The sequence below is a fragment of the Humibacillus xanthopallidus genome (assembly GCF_006717145.1).
Taxonomy (GTDB): domain Bacteria; phylum Actinomycetota; class Actinomycetes; order Actinomycetales; family Dermatophilaceae; genus Humibacillus; species Humibacillus xanthopallidus.
The window spans coordinates 274,885-297,698 of sequence record NZ_VFQF01000003.1; the positions used below are offsets into that span (position 1 = coordinate 274,885).

19 protein-coding genes are annotated in these 22,814 nt (G+C 71.1%); 10 read left to right on the plus strand and 9 right to left on the minus strand.

Annotation, left to right across the window (positions count from 1 at the left end):
- The first annotated feature begins 44 nt into the window (after positions 1-44).
- Entirely contained in the window at positions 45-1,418 is a 1,374-nt protein-coding gene (locus tag FHX52_RS19270; protein WP_141823999.1) for an L-serine ammonia-lyase, read from the plus strand.
- A gap of 29 nt (positions 1,419-1,447) precedes the next feature.
- Here FHX52_RS19270 and FHX52_RS19275 read toward each other — a convergent pair whose 3' ends face one another.
- Positions 1,448-2,728: a hypothetical protein gene (locus FHX52_RS19275; protein WP_141824000.1), complete on the minus strand. Its 1,281-nt coding sequence runs from the start codon at positions 2,726-2,728 to the stop codon at positions 1,448-1,450.
- 277 nt (positions 2,729-3,005) lie between these two features.
- Here FHX52_RS19275 and FHX52_RS19280 point away from each other — a divergent pair, with 277 nt between their 5' ends.
- The gene (locus tag FHX52_RS19280) at positions 3,006-3,551 is read left to right on the plus strand and encodes a Uma2 family endonuclease (RefSeq protein ID WP_246070276.1); all 546 of its coding nucleotides are present in this window, start codon (positions 3,006-3,008) and stop codon (positions 3,549-3,551) included.
- 80 nt (positions 3,552-3,631) lie between these two features.
- Here FHX52_RS19280 and FHX52_RS19285 read toward each other — a convergent pair whose 3' ends face one another.
- The gene (locus FHX52_RS19285; RefSeq protein ID WP_141824002.1) at positions 3,632-4,072 is read right to left on the minus strand and encodes a DUF3237 domain-containing protein; all 441 of its coding nucleotides are present in this window, start codon (positions 4,070-4,072) and stop codon (positions 3,632-3,634) included.
- Positions 4,073-4,154: 82 nt separating this feature from the next.
- Positions 4,155-5,501, minus strand: a complete 1,347-nt coding sequence (locus FHX52_RS19290; RefSeq protein WP_141824003.1) for a glycoside hydrolase family 1 protein — start codon at positions 5,499-5,501, stop codon at positions 4,155-4,157.
- Between the two features lie 211 nt (positions 5,502-5,712).
- Here FHX52_RS19290 and FHX52_RS19295 point away from each other — a divergent pair, with 211 nt between their 5' ends.
- From FHX52_RS19295 to FHX52_RS19310, 4 genes are all read left to right on the plus strand, one after another.
- Positions 5,713-6,171 carry a hypothetical protein gene (locus FHX52_RS19295; RefSeq protein WP_141824004.1) on the plus strand — a complete coding sequence of 153 codons (459 nt, stop codon included), beginning with the start codon at positions 5,713-5,715 and terminating at the stop codon, positions 6,169-6,171.
- Positions 6,172-6,352: 181 nt separating this feature from the next.
- Positions 6,353-7,558, plus strand: a complete 1,206-nt coding sequence (locus tag FHX52_RS19300; RefSeq protein ID WP_141824005.1) for a molybdopterin molybdotransferase MoeA — start codon at positions 6,353-6,355, stop codon at positions 7,556-7,558.
- Positions 7,559-7,623: 65 nt separating this feature from the next.
- The gene (locus FHX52_RS19305) at positions 7,624-9,261 is read left to right on the plus strand and encodes an ABC-F family ATP-binding cassette domain-containing protein (protein ID WP_141824006.1); all 1,638 of its coding nucleotides are present in this window, start codon (positions 7,624-7,626) and stop codon (positions 9,259-9,261) included.
- 293 nt (positions 9,262-9,554) lie between these two features.
- Positions 9,555-9,905: a VOC family protein gene (locus FHX52_RS19310; RefSeq protein ID WP_141824007.1), complete on the plus strand. Its 351-nt coding sequence runs from the start codon at positions 9,555-9,557 to the stop codon at positions 9,903-9,905.
- Between the two features lie 93 nt (positions 9,906-9,998).
- Here FHX52_RS19310 and FHX52_RS19315 read toward each other — a convergent pair whose 3' ends face one another.
- Complete coding sequence (locus tag FHX52_RS19315; RefSeq protein ID WP_141824008.1) at positions 9,999-10,337, minus strand: YciI family protein; 339 nt, start codon at positions 10,335-10,337, stop codon at positions 9,999-10,001.
- A gap of 14 nt (positions 10,338-10,351) precedes the next feature.
- Complete coding sequence (gene fdhD / locus FHX52_RS19320; protein WP_141824009.1) at positions 10,352-11,200, minus strand: formate dehydrogenase accessory sulfurtransferase FdhD; 849 nt, start codon at positions 11,198-11,200, stop codon at positions 10,352-10,354.
- A gap of 25 nt (positions 11,201-11,225) precedes the next feature.
- Between fdhD and mobA the strand changes: the two genes are divergently transcribed.
- Together mobA and FHX52_RS19330 are read left to right on the plus strand one after the other, a co-directional pair.
- Positions 11,226-11,840: a molybdenum cofactor guanylyltransferase gene (gene mobA / locus FHX52_RS19325; protein WP_185747394.1), complete on the plus strand. Its 615-nt coding sequence runs from the start codon at positions 11,226-11,228 to the stop codon at positions 11,838-11,840.
- A gap of 213 nt (positions 11,841-12,053) precedes the next feature.
- Positions 12,054-14,114, plus strand: coding sequence for a M4 family metallopeptidase (locus tag FHX52_RS19330; RefSeq protein ID WP_141824011.1), 2,061 nt, complete (start codon positions 12,054-12,056; stop codon positions 14,112-14,114).
- A gap of 169 nt (positions 14,115-14,283) precedes the next feature.
- Here the strand turns inward: FHX52_RS19330 and FHX52_RS19335 are convergent, their stop codons facing one another.
- On the minus strand, positions 14,284-14,883 hold the full coding sequence (locus FHX52_RS19335; protein ID WP_141824012.1) for a hypothetical protein: 600 nt from the start codon (positions 14,881-14,883) through the stop codon (positions 14,284-14,286).
- A 254-nt stretch (positions 14,884-15,137) separates the two neighbouring features.
- Between FHX52_RS19335 and FHX52_RS19340 the strand changes: the two genes are divergently transcribed.
- Together FHX52_RS19340 and FHX52_RS19345 are read left to right on the plus strand one after the other, a co-directional pair.
- A complete protein-coding gene (locus FHX52_RS19340) occupies positions 15,138-17,150 on the plus strand; it encodes an N-acetylmuramoyl-L-alanine amidase (protein ID WP_246070277.1) in 2,013 nt (670 codons plus the stop codon).
- A 254-nt stretch (positions 17,151-17,404) separates the two neighbouring features.
- Positions 17,405-18,658, plus strand: a complete 1,254-nt coding sequence (locus FHX52_RS19345; RefSeq protein WP_221630664.1) for an IS30 family transposase — start codon at positions 17,405-17,407, stop codon at positions 18,656-18,658.
- 42 nt (positions 18,659-18,700) lie between these two features.
- Here FHX52_RS19345 and FHX52_RS19350 read toward each other — a convergent pair whose 3' ends face one another.
- The 3 genes from FHX52_RS19350 to FHX52_RS19360 form a co-directional block, all read right to left on the minus strand.
- Positions 18,701-20,638 (minus strand): penicillin-binding transpeptidase domain-containing protein, encoded by a 1,938-nt coding sequence (locus FHX52_RS19350; RefSeq protein WP_246070278.1) that lies wholly within the window; start codon positions 20,636-20,638, stop codon positions 18,701-18,703.
- 35 nt (positions 20,639-20,673) lie between these two features.
- Positions 20,674-21,774, minus strand: coding sequence for a hypothetical protein (locus FHX52_RS19355; protein ID WP_141824013.1), 1,101 nt, complete (start codon positions 21,772-21,774; stop codon positions 20,674-20,676).
- Positions 21,775-22,028: 254 nt separating this feature from the next.
- Positions 22,029-22,673, minus strand: a complete 645-nt coding sequence (locus tag FHX52_RS19360; RefSeq protein ID WP_141824014.1) for an N-acetyltransferase — start codon at positions 22,671-22,673, stop codon at positions 22,029-22,031.
- Positions 22,674-22,814: the final 141 nt, after the last annotated feature.

Consider the following 22,814-nt stretch of genomic DNA (forward strand, 5'->3'; position numbering starts at 1 on the left):
CCCTGCGACGGCCGCCGTCAGCGACGACACGAAGTCAGGACAACATGGCGCTCAGCGTTTTCGACCTCTTCTCGATCGGCATCGGGCCGTCGAGCTCGCACACGGTCGGGCCCATGCGGGCCGCGGTGCTCTTCGTCGAGCGGCTCCGCGACGAGGGCCGGCTCGACCAGGTCGCGCGGGTGCGGTCCGAGCTCTTCGGCTCGCTCGGCGCCACCGGCCACGGGCACGGCAGCAACAAGGCCGTCCTGCTCGGGCTGACGGGTGAGCGTCCGGAGCTGTGCGACCCGCGGGCGGTCGACGCGCGTCTCGCTGAGATGCGAGCGACGAAGCGGATCTCGCTGCTCGGAGAGCATGAGATCGATCTCGTCGAGGACGAGGACCTCGTGCTGCACCGGCGCAAGACGCTGCCGCTGCACCCCAACGGCATGACCTTCACCGCGCTCGATGCGTCGGGAGCCACGCTGTCGCAGCACACGTACTACTCCGTCGGTGGCGGCTTCGTCGTCGGTGAGAACGCCGACGGTCAGACCAAGATCGTCGAGGACTCGACGCCGGTCGCCCACCCCTTCCGCACCGGCGACGAGCTGCTCGCGCAGTGCAAGGAGACCGGCAAGTCGATCGCGCGCATCATGCTCGAGAACGAGCTGTCGTGGCGCACGGAGGCCGAGGTTCGCGAAGGATTGCTCGACATCTGGCGGGTCATGAAGGAGTGCGTGCGCAACGGCATCGCCACCGAGGGAGTGCTGCCCGGAGGTCTGCGAGTGCGGCGGCGGGCGCCCGAGCTCGCGCGCCGGCTCGCGCTCGAGGCGGGCAGCGACGACCCGCTGCGCGGCATGGACTGGATCACCCTCTACGCGCTCGCGGTCAACGAGGAGAACGCTGCCGGTGGTCGCGTCGTCACCGCCCCGACCAACGGGGCGGCCGGGATCATCCCGGCGGTGCTGCACTACTACGCCAACTTCGTGCGCGGCGCCGACCGCGACGGCATCGTTCGCTTCCTGCTCACCGCGGGCGCGATCGGCGTCATCTACAAGGAGACCGCGTCGATCTCGGGCGCCGAGGTCGGCTGCCAGGGCGAGGTCGGCTCCGCGTGCTCGATGGCGGCCGGCGCGATGGCCGCGGTGCTCGGCGGCACGCCCGAGCAGGTCGAGAACGCCGCTGAGATCGGCATGGAGCACAACCTCGGCCTCACCTGCGACCCCGTCGGCGGGCTCGTCCAGATCCCGTGCATCGAGCGCAACGCGATCGCCTCGGTCAAGGCGATCACGGCCGCCCGCACGGCGCTGCGCGGTGACGGCTCGCACGTCGTCAGCCTCGACAAGGTCGTCAAGACGATGCGCGAGACCGGCGCCGACATGAAGGTGAAGTACAAGGAGACCGCGCGCGGCGGGCTCGCCGTCAACGTCATCGAGTGCTGACCTACTGAGCCGCGACGAGCAGGGTTCCTCTACGCGTCGGGCTCCGTCTCGTCCCCACGCAGACGGCGGGTGCGCTCGGCGAAACCCGAAGACAGCCTTCCTGTCATCGACCGCGCGCGGCCGAAGGTCTCATTACCGAGCCGCTTGGCGGTGTCGACGCCGTCTGCTCCCGTGACGAGCGCCTTGTCCCTGGCCTCCGTAGCCGCGTCATAAGCCTTGTCCCTGGCTTCGGTGGCCGCGTCCAGCCATCGCCTCGCCTCGAGTGACCGCGCATCCTGCTCCACGCCGAGCAGAGCATGGAAGCCGACAACGGTGCTGGAGACGTGGTTGCTCGCATGCACCACCTCGCGCGCGGAGGTCGGGTGAAGCAACACCTTGGTGTTGGCGGTGCCGGCTGCGGCGCTTATGCGTTCCACGAGTTGCTGCGTGGCCCCAGATATGATCTCAAGACGCTTTTGGCGGGCGGCCCGCAAGGCCATCCGGTGCCGGTCGATCTCGTCAGGGGAGATGTCCAGCACCCGGTCGAGCTCGAGCACACCAAGAGCTTCGTGTAGTTGGAAGCTACGGGCCAACACGGCGAGCCACTCCTGGACGGTGCCTTCGGCGTCCTTGGACGCTGCGGCGAGCTCGCCGACGTTGGACTTCTTGTCCAGTTTGTCTGCAAGTGCATCGAGCTGCCCCACAGCGTAGGCCTGGGTGCGCGCAATCGTCGCAGACGTGCCCTGCACCTTTGACCATGTGACATCGGATACCCGGCCTACGTGCTCGCGCACGGTCATGGCCTCGTCGATGACGAACCCCACCCCGATCATGTCGGCCAGCACTGCGTCCTTCTGTGCGCGGAGGACGTCGTCTACTTTCTCGTCGATCGTGGCCAGATAGTCGGTGATCTCGTCCATCGTCTGCTGCATCGCGAGCTGGGCCATGAGTCCGGCGGCACCGGCGAGAACGGCAGGGTTGGTCAGAAGGGACCCCGGCGTCCTCGTGAACTCCAGGATTCCCTTGATCTTTCCCCGGTCCGTCAACACGGCACGACTTGCGCCCGGCTCCGAACCCTTCATGAGGCCTTGGGTGTCCTTGAGTGCCTTCGCGGACTTCTCCGTCAGTTTCACCCAGCGGCCCGAGGTGGCGGCGATCTCCGATCCCGCCTTCGTCACTACAGAGGCGGTGCTGAGAGCCGATCCCAGCCGGGGCAGCCCGAGGTCTCTCGACGCAAGCCCCTCGGCGTCGAGGAAGCGCTCGACCGCCGCCGGGTTCCCGATGACGGCAACGCCGTCGCCATCGCTAATGAACTGAATCTCGCGGTCCATCGTGCTCCTCTGCGTGGGGTTGGCACTCCCGTGCAAGGCTCTTGCGTAGGGATGCGTACTGCGTCTCGCCGGATCGCAACCCTACGCATATGGGTCCTGCACAAGCGTCGCGGGATGGCTCCAATCCCGAGCCCTCGGTGCGGGCGCTTGGCGCGATCGAGAGACTCAAGTGGCGTCAGCTCGGTGCGCGGCCCGACGGGTCTGGGTGTGCAGACCGCGCAACCCGGCCCCGTCGACAGACTGGTCTGCGTGAGAGGGAGGAGGCACGATGGGGCTCATGACGACGCTGCCGCGCTCACGGCCGCTCACCCGCGCCGACCTCGCGTCGATGCCTGATGACGGGCACCGCTACGAGCTCATCGACGGCGTCCTCATCGTGACTCCGGCTCCTGGGTTCCAGCACCAGAACGTGCTCGCCGAGCTGAACGACCGCCTCAGAGCGGCGTGCCCGCGCGAGCTGGTCGTGCTCTTCGCGCCCTTCGCGGTGGCCTTGGCCGACGACACCGAGCTGCAGCCCGACCTCATCGTGGCGCGGCGGGTCGACTTCACGGCCAGGGAGCTGCCTGTGGCTCCGCTGCTCGCCGTCGAGGTGCTCTCGCCGAGCACGCGCCGCGTCGATCTGACGCTCAAGCGCGACCGGCTGGAGGAGGCGGGCTGCGGCGCCTACTGGTGCGTCGACCCGACGGCGCTGACGCTCGTCGCGTGGGAGCTCCACGACGGCCGGTTCGTCGAGGTCGCGAGCGTGGCCGGCGACGACGTGTTCGAGGCGAGCAGGCCCTTCCCCGTGACGATCCGGCCGTCCGATCTCGCGGGCCCCTGCTAGGAAGTGTGCTGTCGGAACTGGTGAGCCTGGCGGCGGCGCGTGCCACGCTCACCCTCAGGCCAGCGGCAAGCCGGTGGCGTTCACCGATCCCCGCGCCTGAGGTCGGGGAGGTCGGCCAGGGGCAGCTCGACCTCGCACTCGTAGTACCGCATCGCGAGCCGGTGCTCCTCCACGTCGATGCTGCCCTCACCGACGGCGATGACGTCGTTGAGCCAGAGGTGCGAGGCCGCGTCCGTCTGGAAGGTGAGCACGTGGACGCCGCGCCCGTCGGCCAGCGACGAGAGACCGGTCAGGGTGAAGAGGACGACCCCGCCGTCGACCGCGATGACGCCGCGGGCGTCCGGTGACGCGTAGCCCTCCCGGATGCGCGGGAAGTTCGACCACGTCGCCGAGCCCGACAGGCGTCCGGTCAGCGTGCCCGTGCCCTGCCCGTAGATCCGGCCGTCGCGCCCGGACCCGGCTGCGACCTCCTGGAGCAGCTCGTAGGTCCAGTGGGCATCGCACAGATGGTTGAGTCGCATCCCGACCTCCTCGGAGCGTCCGATCCTTCGACGGTACGCCGGTCAGCTCGGTCTGTGTGGTTGTCGCAAGACACGGGTGGTCTCAGCGCGGGTGGGCCGGTGCATCGCTGATCGGATACTCCTGCCCTGCAACGTATTTGGCGTGCAGCTCCGGCGTGCCACCCCCAGCGCGGATGACCTCGGCAAAGAAGCGGCCGGAGTCACGCACGGCGCGCTCCTGCGTCTCGTAGTCGAGTGCCACGAGGCCGAAGCGGGGCCCCTCGCCCTCGTTCCACTCCCAGTTGTCGACGAAGCACCAGTGGTAGTAGCGCTCGACCGGAACCCCTTGTGCCCGAACCTCGCTCAGCACCGAGAGGTGCTCCCAGAGGTAGCGTGACCGGAACGCGTCGGCGGCATCGCACGTGCCGTTCTCGGTCACCCAGACGGGCAGGCGGTAGGTCTCCCAGGCCCAGCGGGCCGTCTCACCGAGCCCGGCGGCATACACCTCCCACCCGAGGTCGTTGACGGGGACGCCGGGAGGGGTGCCGTCGTCGAAGCGCGTCACCGTCGTGCGCGAGTAGTAGTTGAGCCCGAAGAAGTCGGCGTACGGGGCGCGCCCGTCGCCCGAGCCCGCTGGCAGCGCTGGTATGCCGGGTGGCCGGCGCAGCGGGAACGTGAACTCCCCTGTCGTCATGGCCCGCACGATGGCGCCCTGAAAGAGGTGGCGCATGGCCGGCGTCAGCGCGCGGTGCCAGGGGTTGCGTGGGTTGCCCGGCCGGAACGGCCGCAGGTGGTGCGCGACCCCGACCATCGTGCCTGGCCCGGGCTGGAGCGAGTGGATGAGGGCATAGGCGCGCAGGTGCGCGGCGGCCAGGACCCCGTAGACGCGCATGCCCTCGGTCAGGCTGCGGTGGCCGGGCGGGAAGTCACCGAAGACGTGCGCACCGGTGACGTAGACGTTGGGCTCGTTGATCGTCACCCACTCCGACACGAGGTCGCCGAGTCGCGCGACGACCTCGGCGACGAAACGCTCCCAGACCCAGAGGGCGCCAGGCGCGAGCCAGCCTCCGTCGCGCTCGAACCACAGCGGGTGGCTGAAGTGGTGCAGCGTGACGAGGGGCCGGATTCCCTTGTCGCCCAACAGTTCCAGCTCTGCGCGATAGCGCTCGAAGGCTGCGTCGTCCCACAGCCCGGGCCGGGGCTCGAGCCGCGCCCACTCGACGCTCAGGCGATAGACCTGGACGCCGAGCGAGGCCATCAGCGCGGTGTCCTCCCGCCATCGCCGCCAGTGGTCGGTGGCGCGTGCCGGGGTGGAGCCGTCGGCGATGGTGCCGGGCCGGCTCGCCCAGTCGCTCCAGTTGCTCTCGACCTCGCCGCCCTCGATCTGGGTCGCTGCACTCGCGACGCCGAGCAGCATCCCGTCGAGGCGGAAGCCGTCATCGGTGGCCATGCGCTCACGCTACTGGGCGGCCGCTCAGGCTTCTGTCAGACAAGACGCCGCGGGCTTGGAGTTGGCTGGGAATGCTGCGTTTGCGGTATTCCGTCCGCCCTTCGCCCCTCCCACAGGTTGGTCGGGCACGAGGCTCGGCCCGAGGAACGGGGGCCTCGCCGAGAAGTACAGCAAGGGGAGAACGATGAGGGTAGGAGCAGGACGAGCAGTCATGACCGGCGTCGTCGCGTTGGGGCTGATGGGTCTCGCAGCAGGAGGGGCATCGGCCGCGCAGCCGATGAACGAGACCATCCACCAGACGCAGGACGTCACCGGCCAGGTGTTCACGTGCGCCGGAGGCGATCTCACGATCGACTCCGGGATGATCTCGATGGTTCAGCACGACAGCGTCGACGGCCAAGGGATCTTCCACATCACCGCGACGGTGACGCCGAAGGACGTCGTGCTCAGCGACGCGGCCGGCAACACGTACTCCATCTCGGGGGCGCAGTGGTTCGGCGGCAAGGCGCTCAGTGAGGAGGAGCCGATCCTCTTCACCGACACGGAGCACTTCGTCATCCACGACGCCGCCGGCGGCGTCTACGCGAAGGTCCAGGCGGTGTCGCACTTCTCCGTCGACGGAGCGAGCTTCACCTTCGACAAGGGGTCGTGCGAGACGCCCCAGGACTGAGCTCGGGGGGCCGCGGCGCTCGGGGGCCGCGGCACTCAGCTCCGTCGGCTCGGGGAGACCGGCTCGGGGGACCGGCTCGGGGGACCGGCTCGGGGGACCGGCTCGGGGGGACGGGGTTGGAGGATGGCTCGAGCGCCGGTCGGTGGGGACGCTCGGCCGCTGGTGCGGCACACTGGCGATCGTGAGCGCAGCTGCTGGACACCGGTCCGTCGCCGACCACCGAGCCGCGATCGCCGACCTGCTGGGTGACGGGACGACGGAGCGTGTCGCGCTCGACCGCCACGCCGCGGGGCGCCGCCTCGCCGCCGATCTCGTCGCGGCCGATGACCTGCCGCGCTTCGACAACAGCGCCATGGACGGGTATGCCGTGTGCCCGGGCTCGCCGGACCAGCGCGCCTATCCCGTGGTCGGGGACGTGCCTGCAGGGTCGGCCCCGGACTTCGTGCTGGCCCCCGGCGAGGCCGCCCGGGTGATGACCGGCGCGCGGGTGCCCGAGGGCACGGTCGCCGTGGTCCCGGTGGAGCGCACCGACGCGAGCCCGACCGGGCCTGCCCCCGAACGGGTCACCATCGACGCCGACCCGACCCCCGGGCAGCACGTGCGTCCTCGCGGTGAGGACGTAAGGGCCGGATCGGTCCTTGCCGCAAGGGGATCCGCGGCCACGCCGGCCATCATCGCCCTCGGCCGCTCCGCCGGCTGCACGACCGCGGAGGTCCACGTGCCCACACGGGTCGCGGTCATCGCCACCGGAGCCGAGCTGGCGCCCCCCGATGCCGACCCGGGCGACGGGGGCATCCACGAGTCCAACTCCGACATGGTCGCCGCCCTCGCGGAGGCAGCCGGGTGCGACGTCCGCCGCGCCGAGGTCTGCTCCGATGAGCCCTCCGAGCTGCGTGTCCTGCTCGACGCGCTCGACCTCGACCCCGACATCGACCTCGTCGTCACGACGGGAGGCGTCAGCGCCGGTGCCTTCGAGGTCGTCCGCCAGGTCTGCGAGCCGCTGCCGGCCTTCGACTTCGTCCACCTCGCGATGCAGCCGGGCGGCCCCCAGGGTCTCGGCCGCTACGGCTCGACCCCGGTGGTCTGCCTGCCCGGCACCCCGGTCGGTGCCTTCGTCGCCTTCGAGGTCCTCGTCCGGCCGGGACTCGACCGGCGCCACGGCGCGCCGCCGGCGCGACCCAGCCAGGCGGCATACCGCGGCAAGCCGAGGCGCACGCGAGCGGCACGCGTCCAGTTCGTCACGAGCGTGCTGCACGACGACGGCACCGTCACCGCGCCCGATGCGCGGCATCTGACGGCGCTCGCCGCCGCGAACTGCCTCATCGAGGTGCCCGAGGGCATTGACCAGCTCATCGAGGGCGACGTCGTCACCGTGCACCTGCTGTGACCGTGGCAGGGAACGTGGCCGAGAGCGTGTCAGAGGGCGCCCGCCCGCGCACCTAGGCTGGCCCTGTGAGCGCGACCCTCGTGGCCAAGGACCTCGCCGGGGGCCACGCCCACCGGACTCTCTTCGAGCACCTCGACCTCACCGTCGCCCCGGGTGACGTCGTGGGGGTCGTCGGCGCCAACGGGGCGGGCAAGTCGACCCTGCTGCGGCTGCTCGCCGGGGTGGACCAGCCGCTCGCCGGCACGGTGACGACCGCGCCCACCGACGCCTTCATCGGGTGGCTGCCACAGGAGCACGAGCGCGTGCCCGGCGAGACGGTGGCCGACCACATCGGGCGGCGCACGGGAGCAACCGCGGCGATGCTCGCCATGGAGGAGGCGGCCGCCGCGCTCGGCGGCGACGACCCGCAGGCCGACGAGACGTATGCCGTGGCGCTCGACCACTGGCTCGCGAGCGGTGCGCCCGACCTCGACGACCGCATCCCGCCCATGCTCGCGGAGCTCGGCCTCGACGTCGGCTCCGACGCGCTCATGACCTCGCTCTCGGGAGGCCAGGCGGCGCGGGCCGCGCTGGCGGCCCTGCTGCTCAGCCGCTTCGACCTCGTGCTGCTCGACGAGCCGACCAACGACCTCGACCTCGCCGGTCTCGACCGGCTCGAGACGTTCGTGCACGGCCAGCGCGGCGGTGTGGTGCTCGTGTCGCACGACCGGGAGTTCCTCGCCCGCTGCGTGACCCGCATCGTCGAGCTCGACCTCGCCCAGAACGCCGTGTCGGTGCACGACGGCGGCTACGAGTCCTACCTCGAGGAGCGCGAGGTTGCCCGGCGGCACGCACGCGAGGCCTACGAGGCGTATGCCGGCACCAAGTCCGACCTCGAGGCGCGGGCGCGCACGCAGCGGGAGTGGTCGTCCAAGGGCGTGCGCAACGCGATGAAGAAGAGCCCTGACAACGACAAGATCCGTCGCGCCGCGAGCATCGACTCGGCCGAGAAGCAGGCGCGCAAGGTGCGGCAGATGGAGTCGCGCATCGCCCGGCTCGACGAGGTCGCCGAGCCGCGCAAGGAGTGGGTGCTGCAGTTCTCGATCGGGGCTGCGCCACGGTCGAGCTCGGTCGTCGCGACCCTCAACGAGGCGGTCGTGCGGCGCGGGGACTGGACATTCGGCCCGGTGTCGCTGCAGGTCGAGGCGCGTCGGCGGATCGGCATCACCGGGCCGAACGGCGCCGGCAAGACGACGCTCCTGTCGCTGCTCCTCGGGCGGCAGGACCCGGACGAGGGCAGCGCGTCGCTCGGCGCCAGCGTCGCCGTCGGCGAGATCGACCAGGCGCGCACCGGGTTGCGCGAGGACCTGCCCCTCGGCGATGCCTTCGGCGAGGCGGTGCCCGACCTCGCTCCGGCCGATCGTCGGACCCTGCTCGCCAAGTTCGGCCTCAAGGCCGACCAGGTCGGCAGTGCCGTCGGGCGGCTGTCACCCGGTGAGCGCACGCGCGCGGCGATGGCTCTGCTGCAGGCGCGGGGCGTCAACCTGCTCGTGCTCGACGAGCCGACCAACCACCTCGACCTGCCGGCCATCGAGCAGCTCGAGCAGGCGCTCGACTCCTACGACGGTGCGCTGCTGCTCGTCTCGCACGACCGCCGTCTGCTCGAGAACGTCCGCCTCGACGAGCGCTGGCACGTCGAGGGCGGTCAGGTCACCCAGCGCTGACCCTCGCGGTCGCCCGGGCTGCGTGCCGACGGACCGCCACGAGCGGGTGCGCAGTGGCGTCGGCACGCCTCAGTCCGGTGTCGTGCGACGCCTCGTGGCGGTCCGTCGGCTCAGCTCCACCAGGCGAGCACCCTGCTTCCGTCACCGCGCGACCCGTTGGCGTATGCCGTCGAGTGCCGTCGAGCGCGCCCGTCGCGTCACCTCGACCTGCACGTGTGTCGATTTTGAGCCCGCCCGTTCGTCATGGAGGTGTGCGGTCACCGGCCGGCGATCGCGAAGCAACGGAGGTCATCATGAGTCACCCCATCGTCCACGCCGAGATTCGCTCCAGCGACCCCGACGCGACGCGCGCCTTCTTCGGCGACCTGTTCGGCTGGACCTACCCCACCGAGGGCGCCCTTCCGGGCTACACCTTCGTCGAGACGGGCGTGCCGGGCGCGCTGTACACCGCCATCAGCCCTCTCCAGGGCGACAGCGACCTCGTCACGTTCTTCGTCGGCGTCGACGACATGGCCGAGTCCATCGCCAACACGGTCCGGCTCGGCGGGCGGGTCGTGCAGGAGCCGGTCACCGTCCCGGGTGTCGCGTTCGCCCTGATAGCCGACCCCCAGGGTCACGTCGTGGGCCTGGCCCAGCAGCTCTGAACCGAAGCAGTCCTCACACCTCCGGGTCAGCCGCGCACCGTCTCCGAGGGGTCGCTGATCTCGAGGTGTGCGGCTGGCCGTCAGGTGTGCCGCTCAGCCGGGCGACTGGGTCTCGTCGGCGACCCACGGGCCGAGCGGCGGGTCCCAGCGGCGCACGACACGGCGCAGCACGTAGCCGCCCTGCCAGTAGGGGTCCTGGTCGAAGGTCTCGGTCACGTCGGCGACGGACTCGCCCGACACGATGATGAGCGCCGCGTTGCGCGGCTCCTGGTCGGTCGGCTCACCCTCGCTGAGCTCGTCGATGCCTTCCTGGTACATCCCACCGACGAGCAAGCCGGGCAGCCCCATGAGCCACTCGCGGTGCTCGGGCCGGATCGTCAGCATCTCCGAGTTGTCGTCGGGGTAGGTGTAGTGGATCGCGAAGATGGCCACGGTGGTCCTTCCGGTCAGGTGGTCGTGACGCGGTGCGCGCCGGCATAGACGTTGAGGCGGGTGCCTCGCACAAAACCCAGCAGGGTCATCCCGGCATCCTCGGCGCACTCGACGGCGAGTGACGAGGGCGCCGAAACGGCTGCCAGACAGGGGATTCCGGCCATGATGGCCTTCTGGGTCAGCTCGAAGGACGCCCGGCCCGAGACGACGAGCACGCACCCGACGCCAGGCACCCGGCCGTTCTGCAGCGCCCAGCCGACGACCTTGTCGACGGCGTTGTGGCGCCCGACGTCCTCGCGCACGACGAGCAGCTCGCCGTCGGCGCTGAAGAGGCCCGCCGCGTGCAGCCCGCCCGTCTTGTCGAAGGACCGCTGCTCGGCCCGCAGCGCGTCCGGCAGCGAGACCACGACCTTGGCGGCGAACTCCGTCGCGTCGGCCCGCACGTCGAAGGCCGACTGTGCGCGCAGCTGCTCGATGCTCGCCTTGCCGCACACGCCGCAGGAGGAGTTCGTGAAGAAGGCCCGCGTCGCCGACGCGTCGGGTGGAGTGACGCCCGCTGCGAGGGTCACGTCGATGACGTTGTAGGTGTTCTCGTCGAAGCCGCTCTCACCGGAGACGACGGCGCCCTCGCAGTAGCGCGCGAGCGCGATGTCGTCGGCCGACCGGATGAGGCCCTCGGTCAGCAGGAAGCCGTGGACGAGCTCGATGTCGTGCCCCGGCGTGCGCATCGTGACGGTCAGCGGGCTGCCGCCCACGCGCAGCTCGAGCGGCTCCTCCACGGTGAGCGTGTCGGGGCGGGTCGCCGTCGCAGCGGTCCTGACGTCGATCGTCGTGACCTTCCGCCGCACCGTCACTCGTCCCATGGGGCCAGCGTGCCAGACTCCCCTCGTGGAGCCGAGCCCACCCGTCCTGCCGTATGCCGTGAGCGTCCTCGTGCTCACCGGTGGCGCTTCGCGACGCATGGGCAGCCACAAGCCGTCGCTCGAGGTCGGTGGCCTCCCCATGGTGGTGCGCGTGCTCGAGGCTGCGCGACCCCGCCCCGTGCTCGTCGTCGGGCGGGCTGACGACGTGCCGGACGGCATACCCCGGCTCGTGGAGGACCCGCCCGGGGGAGGACCCGTGGCCGCGATCGCCGCGGGCGTGCGGCAGCTGCCCGCGGAGACCGAGGTCGTCGTCGTGCTCGCGGCCGACCTGCCCTTCGTCAGCGCGGCTCACCTCGACCGGCTCGTGAGCGCGGCCACCTGCGACCAGCCGGCGGCCGGCGCCGTCACGGTCGACGCGGCCGGACGCCGGAACTGGCTCTGCTCGGCCTGGCCACGCGCCGCGCTGGCCGCCGCGCTCGACCGCCTCGAGGACCCGTCGGGGCGCAGCATGCGCGACCTCGCGGCAGGCCTGCGACCGCGCGAGGTCGCCGACCTCGACGGCGTCGCCGACGACGTCGACACCCCGTCGGACCTCGAGGAGGCACGCCGCCGGGATGGCGCGGAGGGATCACCCACCTGAAGGCTGGGAGATCGACCAAGTCAGCCCCAACCGCGAATCTCCCTGTGCCCAAGTGCTACTCCGAGTTCGGCCCGCATTTGGCAAAGAGTTGGTAAGGGACGTTGACCGACATTTCGGGCTCCTGCGACTGTCAGCCGTCCCCATCGTGAGTCTCATCACCTGAGACGGCGGACTCCACCAGCGGCGGATGCCGCATGTCGACAGGAGCAATCAGTGAAGCGATTGAAGTCTGGGCTCGCGACCGGGGGCCTGCTGGCCCTTGCGCTGGCCATCTCGCCGGCGATCCCGGCGGGCGCGGCCTCCGCGGCGTCGGGCGGCAAGGGCCCGGCGCCGGAGTCACAGAGCCTCAAGACCGTCGAGCAGTCCAAGGCGGCGAGCTCGGCCAAGGCGCTCGGCCTCGCCTCCGGCGAGCAGCTGACCGTGAAGTCCGTCATCACCGACCCAAGTGGTGCGACGCACGTGCGCTACGAGCGCACCATCGACGGCCTGCGCGTCGTCGGGGGCGACTTCGTGTCGCACCGCGACGCCTCCGGTGCCGTCAAGAGCGTGACGTGGAACGTCCGCAAGAGCGTCACCCCGGCCACGACGACGCCGAAGATCTCCAAGAGCACGGCCCAGCAGGCCGGCCTCGCGGCAGCCAAGGCCAACAACGAGAAGTCCACCGCCGGTGAGCTCGTCGTCTACCAGGGCGCCAAGGCGCCGACGCTCGCCTACGAGGTCGTCACCGAGGGCATCAAGGCCGACCAGACGCCGACCCGCCTGCACACGATCGTCGACGCGGTGACCGGCAAGACGCTGACGAGCTGGGACGACATCAAGGAGGGCACCGGCAACGGCATCTTCGTCGGCACCGTGTCGCTCGCGACCTCGGGCAGCAGCGGCGCCTACACGATGAAGGACACGCACGGGAACTATGCGACCGACCTCAACCAGGCCACCTCCGGCACGGGGACGACCTTCACCGACGCCGACGACGTCTGGGGCAACGGCTCGCAGAGCAGCCGCCAGTCGGCCGCGGTCGACGCTCACTACGGCGCCGGCAAGACCTACGACTACTACAACACCCAGCTCGGCCGCGCCGGCATCTGGAACAACGGCACCGGTGCCCGCAGCCGCGTCCACTACGGCCAGAACTACGTCAACGCCTTCTGGGACGGCACCCAGATGACCTACGGCGACGGCGCGAGCAACGCCGCCCCGCTCGTCGAGCTCGACGTCGCCGGCCACGAGATGAGCCACGGCGTCACCGAGAACACCGCCGGCCTCAACTACTCCGGCGACGCGGGCGGCCTCAACGAGGCGACGTCCGACATCTTTGGCACGGCCGTCGAGTGGTACGCCAACAACCCCAGTGACACGCCGGACTACCTCATCGGTGAGGAGATCAACCTCAACGGCAACGGGACCCCGCTGCGCTACATGGACAAGCCGAGCAAGGACGGCGCGTCGAAGGACTGCTGGAGCTCCAGCCTCGGCGGCCTCGACCCGCACTACTCGAGCGGCCCGCTCAACCACTGGTACTACCTCGCCTCGGAGGGCTCGGGCGCCAAGACGATCAACGGCGTCAGCTACAACAGCCCGACGTGCAACGGCGCGACGGTGACCGGCATCACCCACGCCAAGGTCGAGAAGATCTGGTACCGCACGCTCTCGACCTACCTCACCTCGTCGAGCACCTACGCCTCGGCCCGCACCGGCGTCATCAAGGCGGCGAAGGACCTCTACGGCGCCGGCTCGGCCGAGTGCACCGCGGTCGACTCCGCGATGGCGGCGATCTCGGCGCCCGCGAGCACCGAGACGTGCGGCGGCACGACCCCGCCGCCCACCGGCGGGTCGCTGACCAACGGTGGCTTCGAGTCGGGTCAGACCGGCTGGACCGGGACGTCGGGCCCGATCACGAACAACACGGGCCGCCCGGCCCACAGCGGTTCGTGGAAGCTCTGGCTCGGCGGCAACGGCACGACGGCCTCCGAGAACGAGTCGCAGACCTTCGCGGTGCCGTCGACGGCCTCGTCGCCGACCCTCACCTACTGGGTCCGCATCGACACGTCCGAGACGACGACCTCGTCGGCCTACGACAAGGCGACCGTCTCGCTCAACGGCACGACGGTGAAGAGCTACTCCAACCTCTCGACGCCCAAGTCGTCCTACGTCCAGGTCAGCGTCGACCTCACCGCCTACAAGGGCACGAACGTCACGCTGAAGTTCGCCGCCACCGAGGACTCGTCGCTCCAGACGAGCTTCGTCTTCGACGACGTCGCGACCAGCTTCTGACCGGTCGCGTCACCCGCTCCACCTGCGTCACGCAGGGCACGGACTGCACCACAGACTGACGGCCGGTATGCCGCTCGCTCCCTTGGCGGCATACCGGCCGTTGCCGTCGTGGCGGGCTCAGCGGGCACACCAGGCTCAGCGGGCACGCGGCCCGGGACTGGTCCGGGGGTCAGCCCGCTGCGGTGACGCCCGTCGCCGTGGCCGTCGGCGTCGTGCAGGTCGCGCTGGCCGGGGTCGTGAGCGTCACGTCGGTGACGACGGCGCCGATGAGCTCGGCGACCCCGCCGAGCGAGGAGTCGGTGAGGTCGAAGGAGCGGGCGAGGTCGTCGGTCACCGACAGGGTGATGGGCTCGCTCTCGGTGTCGTCGGGGGGTGGTAGCGTCGCCGTGCCGCCGGACGTGAGGCTGCCGGAGTCGACCGGCGTCGCGCGCAGAGCGGTGAGGGCGTCCAACAGCTGCTGGCGCTGCACCTTCGTCAGCGTGCACGTGCGGCCGTGGACGAGGCGAGTGTTCACGACGACCCGGCCGCTGATCTCGACGACGACACGGTCGTCGAAGCCCGCGATGCCCCCGGTGCGTCGCAGGGTCATCGGGAACTTCGGGCCCGGCTCGTCGGGGCCGCTGCCCACGCCGCCGTCACCGTTGGCGCGGTCGATGTCGTTGCCCGTGTCGATGCCCGAGTTGGCGCCACCGGCCGAGTCGCCGGAGGAGTCGCTGGTGGACCCGCCGTCGGACGGCAGGTTCTGGGTCGTCGATCCGACCCCGTTCACGGACGCAGTGAAACTGCACCCCCCGAGCAGGAGTGCACTCACGGCCACCCCTGCGCACACGCTTGCGCGCCACATGCTGTCCATCTTGCGCCCATCTGCCCCATGGTGCACGTGGGACAGGCGGGAACGCTGACAACACTTCGGTGAAGATCTCAAGTGGCAGGCCTCGGGGTGTGGGTGTTGGCTCGACCGGGTGGAGCGGGTCGCAGGTCGCGACGCGAACCACCCATCCGGCATACGAAAGGGACCACCGAGTGATACCCCACGACACGATCGACCGAACGCCAGGAGCGTCGGCAAGTGCCTCCGCCGCCAGCCTCTCCTCACCACCGCGGGCGCGGACCCGTCGGCGCTCGATCGCGGCGCTCGCGGCGGCTGCTGCCGTCATCGGCGGCGTCGCGCTGGCAGCCGGCCCGTCGGCGCAGGCCCAGGTGACGTCCGTCGGTGACGATGCGGGCAGCCGCGAGCGGGCTTTCGCCGCAGCGTCGGTCGAGTTCGGGGTGCCGCAGCCCGTGCTCGAGGCCGTCTCCTACGCGCAGACCCGCTGGGACTTCAACCCCGGCCACAGCACGTCGGGTGGCTACGGTCCGATGCACCTCGTCGACGCGAGCCTCGGGTCCGCGTCGGAGGCCAAGGGGCTGGGCGGCCCGACCACCCGGGTTGCGGACGCCGAGGCTCCGGTGGCCGACACCCTCTCGCGCGCTGCGGCGCTCACTGGGCTCGACAAGGACGCCCTGCGCACCGACGAGCTCGCCAACATCCGCGGCGGCGCCGCGGTACTCGCGGCCGAGCAGCGCACCCTCGGCCTGCCCCTGGGCGCCACGACGAGCCCGGGCGCGTGGTATGCGGCCGTCGCCGACTCCTCGGGGTCCGCGCAGGAGGACGTCGCCGCGGCCTTCGCCGACGACACCTTCGCGGTCATCACCTCCGGGGCGGCTCGCCGCACCGTCGACGGCAAGGACGTCTCGCTCCTCCCGGCGCGGGTGAGCCCGGACACGACCCAGATCGGCAGACTCGGTCTCGTGAAGAAGAAGGACCGGGGCCCCGTCGACTGCCCGCCGGGGCTCGACTGCGAGTGGGTGCCGGCGCCCTACGAGAAGCTGGGCTCTGACCCCGGCGACTACGGCAACCACGACCTCGCGAGCCGTCCGTCGTCGCCGAAGATCACGAACATCGTCATCCACAACACCGAGGCGAGCTACGACACGACCCTCAAGCTCGTCACCGACCCGACCTACCTCTCGTGGCAGTACTCGCTCCGCTCGTCGGACGGGCACATCGCGCAGCACCTCGCGCCGCAGGACGTCGGTTGGCACGCGGGCAACTGGTACGTCAACAGCCACTCGATCGGCCTCGAGCACGAGGGCTTCGCGGCGACGGGCGCGCAGTGGTTCAGCGAGTCGATGTACCGCTCGTCGGCGCGACTCGTGAAGTACCTCGCCCGCAAGTACGACATCCCGCTCGACATGCAGCACATCTTCGGCCACGACCAGATCCCGGGTGTGACTCCGGGTCTCGTTGCCGGGATGCACTGGGACCCGGGGCCCTACTGGAACTGGGAGCGCTACTTCCAGCTCCTCGGCGCGCCGCTCAACGCGCACGCCGCCGACGGCGCGGTCGACCTCGTGCGCATCGTGCCCGGCTTCGAGGGCAACGTGCAGCCGCTCACCTCGTGCACGACGACTGGCGTCCCGTGCGAGCCGCAGGGCACGAACTTCGTCTACCTGCACCAGGCCCCGTCGGAGGACGCGCCCTACGTCAACGACATCGCGCTGCGCCCCAACGGCTCACCCGCGACGACCCGCGTGTCCGACATCGGCGCTCGCGCCCAGGCGGGCCTGACCTTCGCCGTCGCCGAGCGCAAGGGTGACTGGACCGCCATCTGGTTCAACGGCGTCAAGGGCTGGTTCCACAACCCGGCGAGCGACCCGACCGCGATCCCCGTGGCCGGCTCCTACGTCGTGCCCAAGGCGGGGGTCGCGCAGGTGCCCGTCTACGGTCGCGCCTACCCCGAGGCGTCGGCCTACCCGGCCGGCATCCCCGTGCAGTCGCTCGCACCGCTGCAGTATGCGTTCACGCCGGGTCAGCGGTATGCCGTCGGCGACCTCACCGTCCCCACGGACTACTACCGCGCGACGACGTTCTCGCTCGACACCCCGAACGACCACGTCGACGTGGTCGGGCAGGACCGCTACTACCAGATCTCGCTCGGCCACCGCTTCGCCTTCGTCCGGGCAGCCGACGTCGACGTCGTCAAGGCCCACTGACCCCACTCCACCAATCGAAAGAGCAGTTCGTCGTCTCGAGGATGGCCGACGAACTGCTCTCTCGATTTCCCGGGGGCGCCAAGGCAGCCCCAAACCCCGATCGAAAGAGCAGTTCGTCGTCTCGAGGATGGCCGACGAACTGCTCTCTCGATTTGCAGGGGGGCGCCAGCGGGTCCAAACCCCGATCGAAAGAGCAGTTCGTCGTCTGGCGGATTCCAGTGGTCGTCGCAACACCCGTGTGAAGGGTGTTGTCAATGGTGGGATGCAGTGGAGCGCGGCAGGGTCGTCCCCCGGTACGTCGTGAGGTGTGGCGGCGGTTCTGGGAGCTGACCCGGGCCGGGGCCTCGGTGGAGGCCGCCGCCGCCGGTGTCGGGATCACCCCGACGCCGGCGTGGCGCCAGTTCCGCAAGGCTGGTGGGGTGAACCCACGACTGAAGCCGCCGTCCGGGCGGTACCTGTCCTTCGAGCAGCGCGAGCTGATCGCGGTGTGGGCCGCGGAGAAGGCCGGGGTCCGCGAGATCGCCCGGCGTCTGGGCCGGTCGCCCTCGACGGTCAGCCGCGAGCTGGTGCGTAACGCCCGGTTCGCGGTGCCCGCCCCGTCCGCGCCGCCGGGGACGCGCCCGTCGCCTCGGCCCTACCTGGCCTCGGTCGCCCAGGCCCGGGCCGAGGCCCGCGGCCGGCGACCGAAGCCAGGCAAGCTGGCCAGCAACCCGCGCCTGGCCCGGTACGTGCAGGACAAGCTGGGCGGGCCGTCGCGGTGGAGCCCGGAACAGATCAGCGCCACGCTCGCCCGGACCTACGCGCACGATAAGACCATGCAGGTCAGCCACGAGACGATCTACCAGGCGTTGTACGTCCAGGGCCGCGGCGGGCTGCGCCGTGAGCTGGCCAGCTGCCTGCGGACCGGGCGCGCGGTCCGGCGCCCCCACCGCAACCCCGGCCAGCGCCGCACCCGGGTCCCGGACGAGCTGCTGATCAGCAACCGCCCGGCCGAGGCCGCCGACCGGGCCGTGCCCGGGCACTGGGAAGGAGACCTCATCATCGGCGCCGACAGCGGCTCGGCAATCGGCACCCTGGTCGAGCGGACCACCCGCTACACGATGCTGCTGCACCTGCCCGGCCGCCACGACGCGGTCGCGGTCCGCGACGCGATGAGCCACGCGATCACCACCCTGCCCGCTCACCTGTGGCGGTCCCTGACCTGGGACCAAGGCTCGGAGATGGTCGGCGCCCACACCGACATCCACCTCGCCACCGGGTTGCCGATCTACTTCTGCGACCCCCACTCACCCTGGCAGCGCGGCACGAACGAAAACACCAACGGGCTTCTGCGCCAGTACTTCCCCAAAAGCACCGACCTGTCCACCCACACCGAGGCACACCTCAACGACGTCGCCGCAGCCCTCAACGCCCGACCCCGGAAAACCCTGACCTGGGACACCCCAGCCCAAGCCCTGGCCAAGCTACTCTCAGGCACCAACGAGTCACGTGTTGCTACGACCCCTTGAACCCGCCTCTCGAGGTGGCCGACGAACTGCTCTCTCGATCGGTCAGCTGGGGGTGTAGGCCTTGAGGAAGCTGAGGATGAAGGGGGCGGACCCGGTGACGCCGTTGTCGCCGACCTCGTTGTAGGCCGCGATCGCGATGTCGCCCTTGCCGGCGACCATCCACGTGTGGGTGTCGGGCGGGTTCTTCGTGCCGAACTCGGCCGTGCCCGTCTTGGCGTACTCGACCCCGACCGGCTTCAGCACCGTGCCGGACCCCTCGTTGACGACGGCGCGCATCTCCTGGCGCAGCACCTCGGCCTCCTTGGGGTCGAGCGGCATCGCGGGTGCCGGCAGCGCGGGCGCCCCGGCCACGAGGCTGGGCCGCACGGTCTGCCCCTTCATCACGGACGCGACGACGAGGGCCATCGTGAGCGGTGACGCCTCGACCTTGCCCTGGCCGATGAAGGAGGCGGCGTGCTCGACGACGTCGTCGGTTGCCGGCACCGAACCGAGGAATCCGGTGAAGGGCAGGTCGAGCTTCTCGCCCATGCCGAGCGACTGTGCCGCGCTCGTCAGCTCGTCCTGGCTGACCTTCTCGTGCTGGCTGATGAAGGCCGTGTTGCAGGAGTAGGCGAGCGCCGTCTGCATGGGGATGTCGCCCAGCTTGTCCTTCGGGTAGGTCGTGTAGTTGCTGAAGCGGCGCCCGTTGACGGTGAGCGTCTCGGTGCACGGGAGCTTGGTGTCAGCCGTCGCACCCTTGCGCACGAGGGCGAGCGAGCTGACGATCTTGAACGTCGACCCCGGCGCCGCCTTGCCGGCGAGGGCGAGCGTCGAGCCCTTGGCGCCCGGGCCGACGGCAGCGGCGAGCACCTCGCCCGTCGACACCTTGACGACGACGAGGGCGGTGGGCCGGGCGGTCTGCTTGGCGAGCGCGGCCTCGGCCGCTGTCTGCGCGCTGGAGTCGAGGCTGATCTTGAGGGGCTGGCCCTCGGTCGAGACCTCGGCGAAGAGCTCGCGCTGGTCGATGGAGCTGCCGTCGGCTCCGCGCTTCACGGCGCGCACGGAGAGCCCGGGTGTGCCGCGCAGCTGCTTGTCGTAGCGGTACTCCAGCCCGCTCTGCCCCACGTCGTCACCGGCCTGGAGCACTCCGCCGGAGTCCTTGACCTGCTCGGCGGTGGCCTCGCCGACGGTCCCGAGGATCGGGGCGGCGAAGGTGCGGCTCGGCCCGAGCACCTTGAGCGCCGGCACGGTCAGTGATCCCTTGACGGCGTCGATGGCGGCGCCCTGCTTCGCCAGCACCGGGTCGTCGGAGCGCAGCGTGATCGCCTCGACGAAGGCCTTGCTGCCGGCGGAGGACACCTTCGCGGCATACCGCCCGGGGTCGATGCCGACGAGGGCCGCGAGCTGCTTGGCGGAGGAGGTGGCGGCGGCGCCCGACACCTTCGACTTGTCGATGCCGATGACGGCGACCTCGCGCTCGGTCATCAGCTTGGCGCCGTTGGCGTCGACGATGTCGGCGCGGCGGGGCCACGTGCTCTTGATCGCGAGCGTCTCGTCGGCTGTGAGCTGCGGGGCCACGACGGCAGGCGACCACGAGACCTGCCACACGTTGTCGACGAGGCGCATCGGCACCGTGGTCGTGTAGGTCCAGTCAGTGGGTGCCGCGGACACGTCCCAGCGGGTCTGCAGGGTCGCGGTCGCGGCATCCTTGGCATCGTTGGCCTTGACCGAGGTGACCGTGACCTCGGGCCGCAGCGTGCCGAGGTCCTTGTAGGCCTTGGCGACGAAGGCGGTCGCCGCTGCCGGCTGCGTCGACCCCGAGAACGTCACGCCCGACAGGTCGCCCTTCGCGAGGCCGGTCGCCAGCGCCTTGGCGGTGTCCTCGGGTGCCGGCGCCTGCTCGAAGAGCGAGCAGCCGGCGCTCAGCCCGAGCACGAGCACACCGCCGAGGGCGGCAGCGACGGTCGATCGGGCGCGTCGGGTGCGCGAGGTGCCGGACATGGGCACACGGTACGTGCCGCCTCTGTGCGCGGTGGTCATCGCGCTGCCGCGTCTCCGGTATGTCGTCCGGCCGGCTCTGGTTCCAACGGCTCGTCCGTGCGTGGCGGCGTCGGCCCTTGGCTGGGCGCCGTCGGGATGGGCGGCGCCGCCGCCTCGCCAGGCCCTGCCGCGCCCTCGCGCGAGCCGTCGCCGGCAGGCCGGAGTCGGGTCAGGAGCAGCGAGGCGGCGAGCCCGATGACGACGGCCAGCACGAGTGGTCCGGGGCGGTAGGCGAGGAGGGCCTGCACGAAGACGTCCTGCCCGGACGCCGCGACCTCGCGCACCGTGCCGGGTAGCCCGTAGCCCGGGCGGAGGAGCACGGTGATGTTGGCGAGCATGGTGATGGCGGCCTCGAGCACCCACACCATCGCCAGCGCGACGATCCAGGTGATGACCCGGCGGGCGGGGCGCAGGCCGACGGTGGCCAGGGCCAGCCCGAGCAGGATGCCGACGAGCCACCGGGTCTGGCCGACGAAGCGGTAGGCGGCAGCGGAGCCGAGCAGCGCCACGGTCAGGGCCGACAGCCAGTTGACGGTGAGGACGGCGAGCGGAGCCGCGGCAAGGGCGCGCAGCACCGGCTTCCCGTAGGCGACGCAGAGGCCGAGGACGAAGCCGACGATGCTGCACGCCATGGCCAGGACGACGAGGGGCCGCAGCACGCGCGGGTCGCCGTCGAAGGTTCCGGCGGACTGGCGGGCGGCCCCTGCTGACTGGACCACCGTGTAGGCGGTGGCGGCGAGAGCGCCGGAGAGGGCTGCGACCGCTCTGCGGATCCGCTTGCTGCCGTGGGGTGCCGACCACAGGACCGCCAGCGCCGAGACGGCCCCGGCGCACAGCGTGAGGACGACGAGCAGTGGCAGCTGGCCCGTGACGAAGGGCAGGGTCGAGAGGTAGGGCTCGGGCGGTCGCTCCCGGGCGGTCGTCAGGCGCGGTGTGATCCGAAGGCCCGTGACGACCCACGGAAGTGCTCCGACGACCCACCAGCCGGCGAAGGCGAGGGGGGCGACGGGCCACACCCGGCTGCGCAGGGGTCGGCGCGCGAAGCGGTCAGCCGGCCGGCTGATCGCCTCGTCGGGGACCTCGACGGCGTCGTCCACCCGCAGATCCGATCATGAGATGCCGACATCCTGCAATCGGAAGTGCAGGACTGTTACCCGGCACCGACAACCGAGCGGCCCACGAACGCAACGCCGCTCCGCCCACAGGCTGCCGACGAACTGCTCTCTCGATTGGGTAGGGGCCGACGAACTGCTCTCTCGATTGGGTGCGGTGCCCTAGATCAGGGGGGCGCCCACACCTCTCGATCGAGAGAGCACTTTGTCGGCCGACGGACTTCTCTCTCGATTGGGGGTCAGGGGCGGTGGGGTCTCCAGAGCTGGACCGAGGCGACCGGTTCGAAGCCGGCTGCGAGGGCCGCGCGCAGGGCACGGGCGTTGCCGGGGGCGCAGGCGGCGACGACGACCTGGTCGCGCGGCACGAGGGTGAGGGCTGCCTGGGTGACCTTCGCGCCGGTGTGGCCCTTGCTCGGGTCGACCTCGATGCCGAGCTCGGGCAGGCCGCCCAGCCCCGTCGCGAGGGTCACGAGTGTGTGGTCGTCGGCGGCGGCATACCCGAAGGTGGCGACGCCGGCGCGCACGACGGTGGCGTGCTCGGCGCGCGGGTGGTTGCGCAGGTCGCTGCGGGGTACGAGGGCGGGCTCACCGCCGAGCCCGCTCGCGACGAGCACGACGTCGAGGGCGTCGATCCAGCCGTCGCCAGCCAGGCCGGCGACGAGCCGGGGGTTGGTGGCTCCCCCGAATCCGTTGGCGCCCAGGGCGTCGATGCGCGTGTCGGGCACGTCGTCGGCGACAGCGATGAGGGCGTGCCCGGTGAGCGCCACGACGCCCTCGACCCCGTCGCGCCAGGGCTCCACGCGCTCCCACGCGCCGTCGACGTCGGGGAACTCGCCGCGGGCGGCGTTGCTCAGGACCTGCGCGATGGGGTGCACGCCGCCCATCCAACAACGGAGCTCGCGGCTCCGCCCGCCGATCCCACAACCCGAGCCCAGCACCCGACCCCACGACCCGACGCGACCCGAGGCGACCGAGACCCCGCGACGTCACGAGCCGGCCACTCCGAGGACGCCCGGCGCCACCCG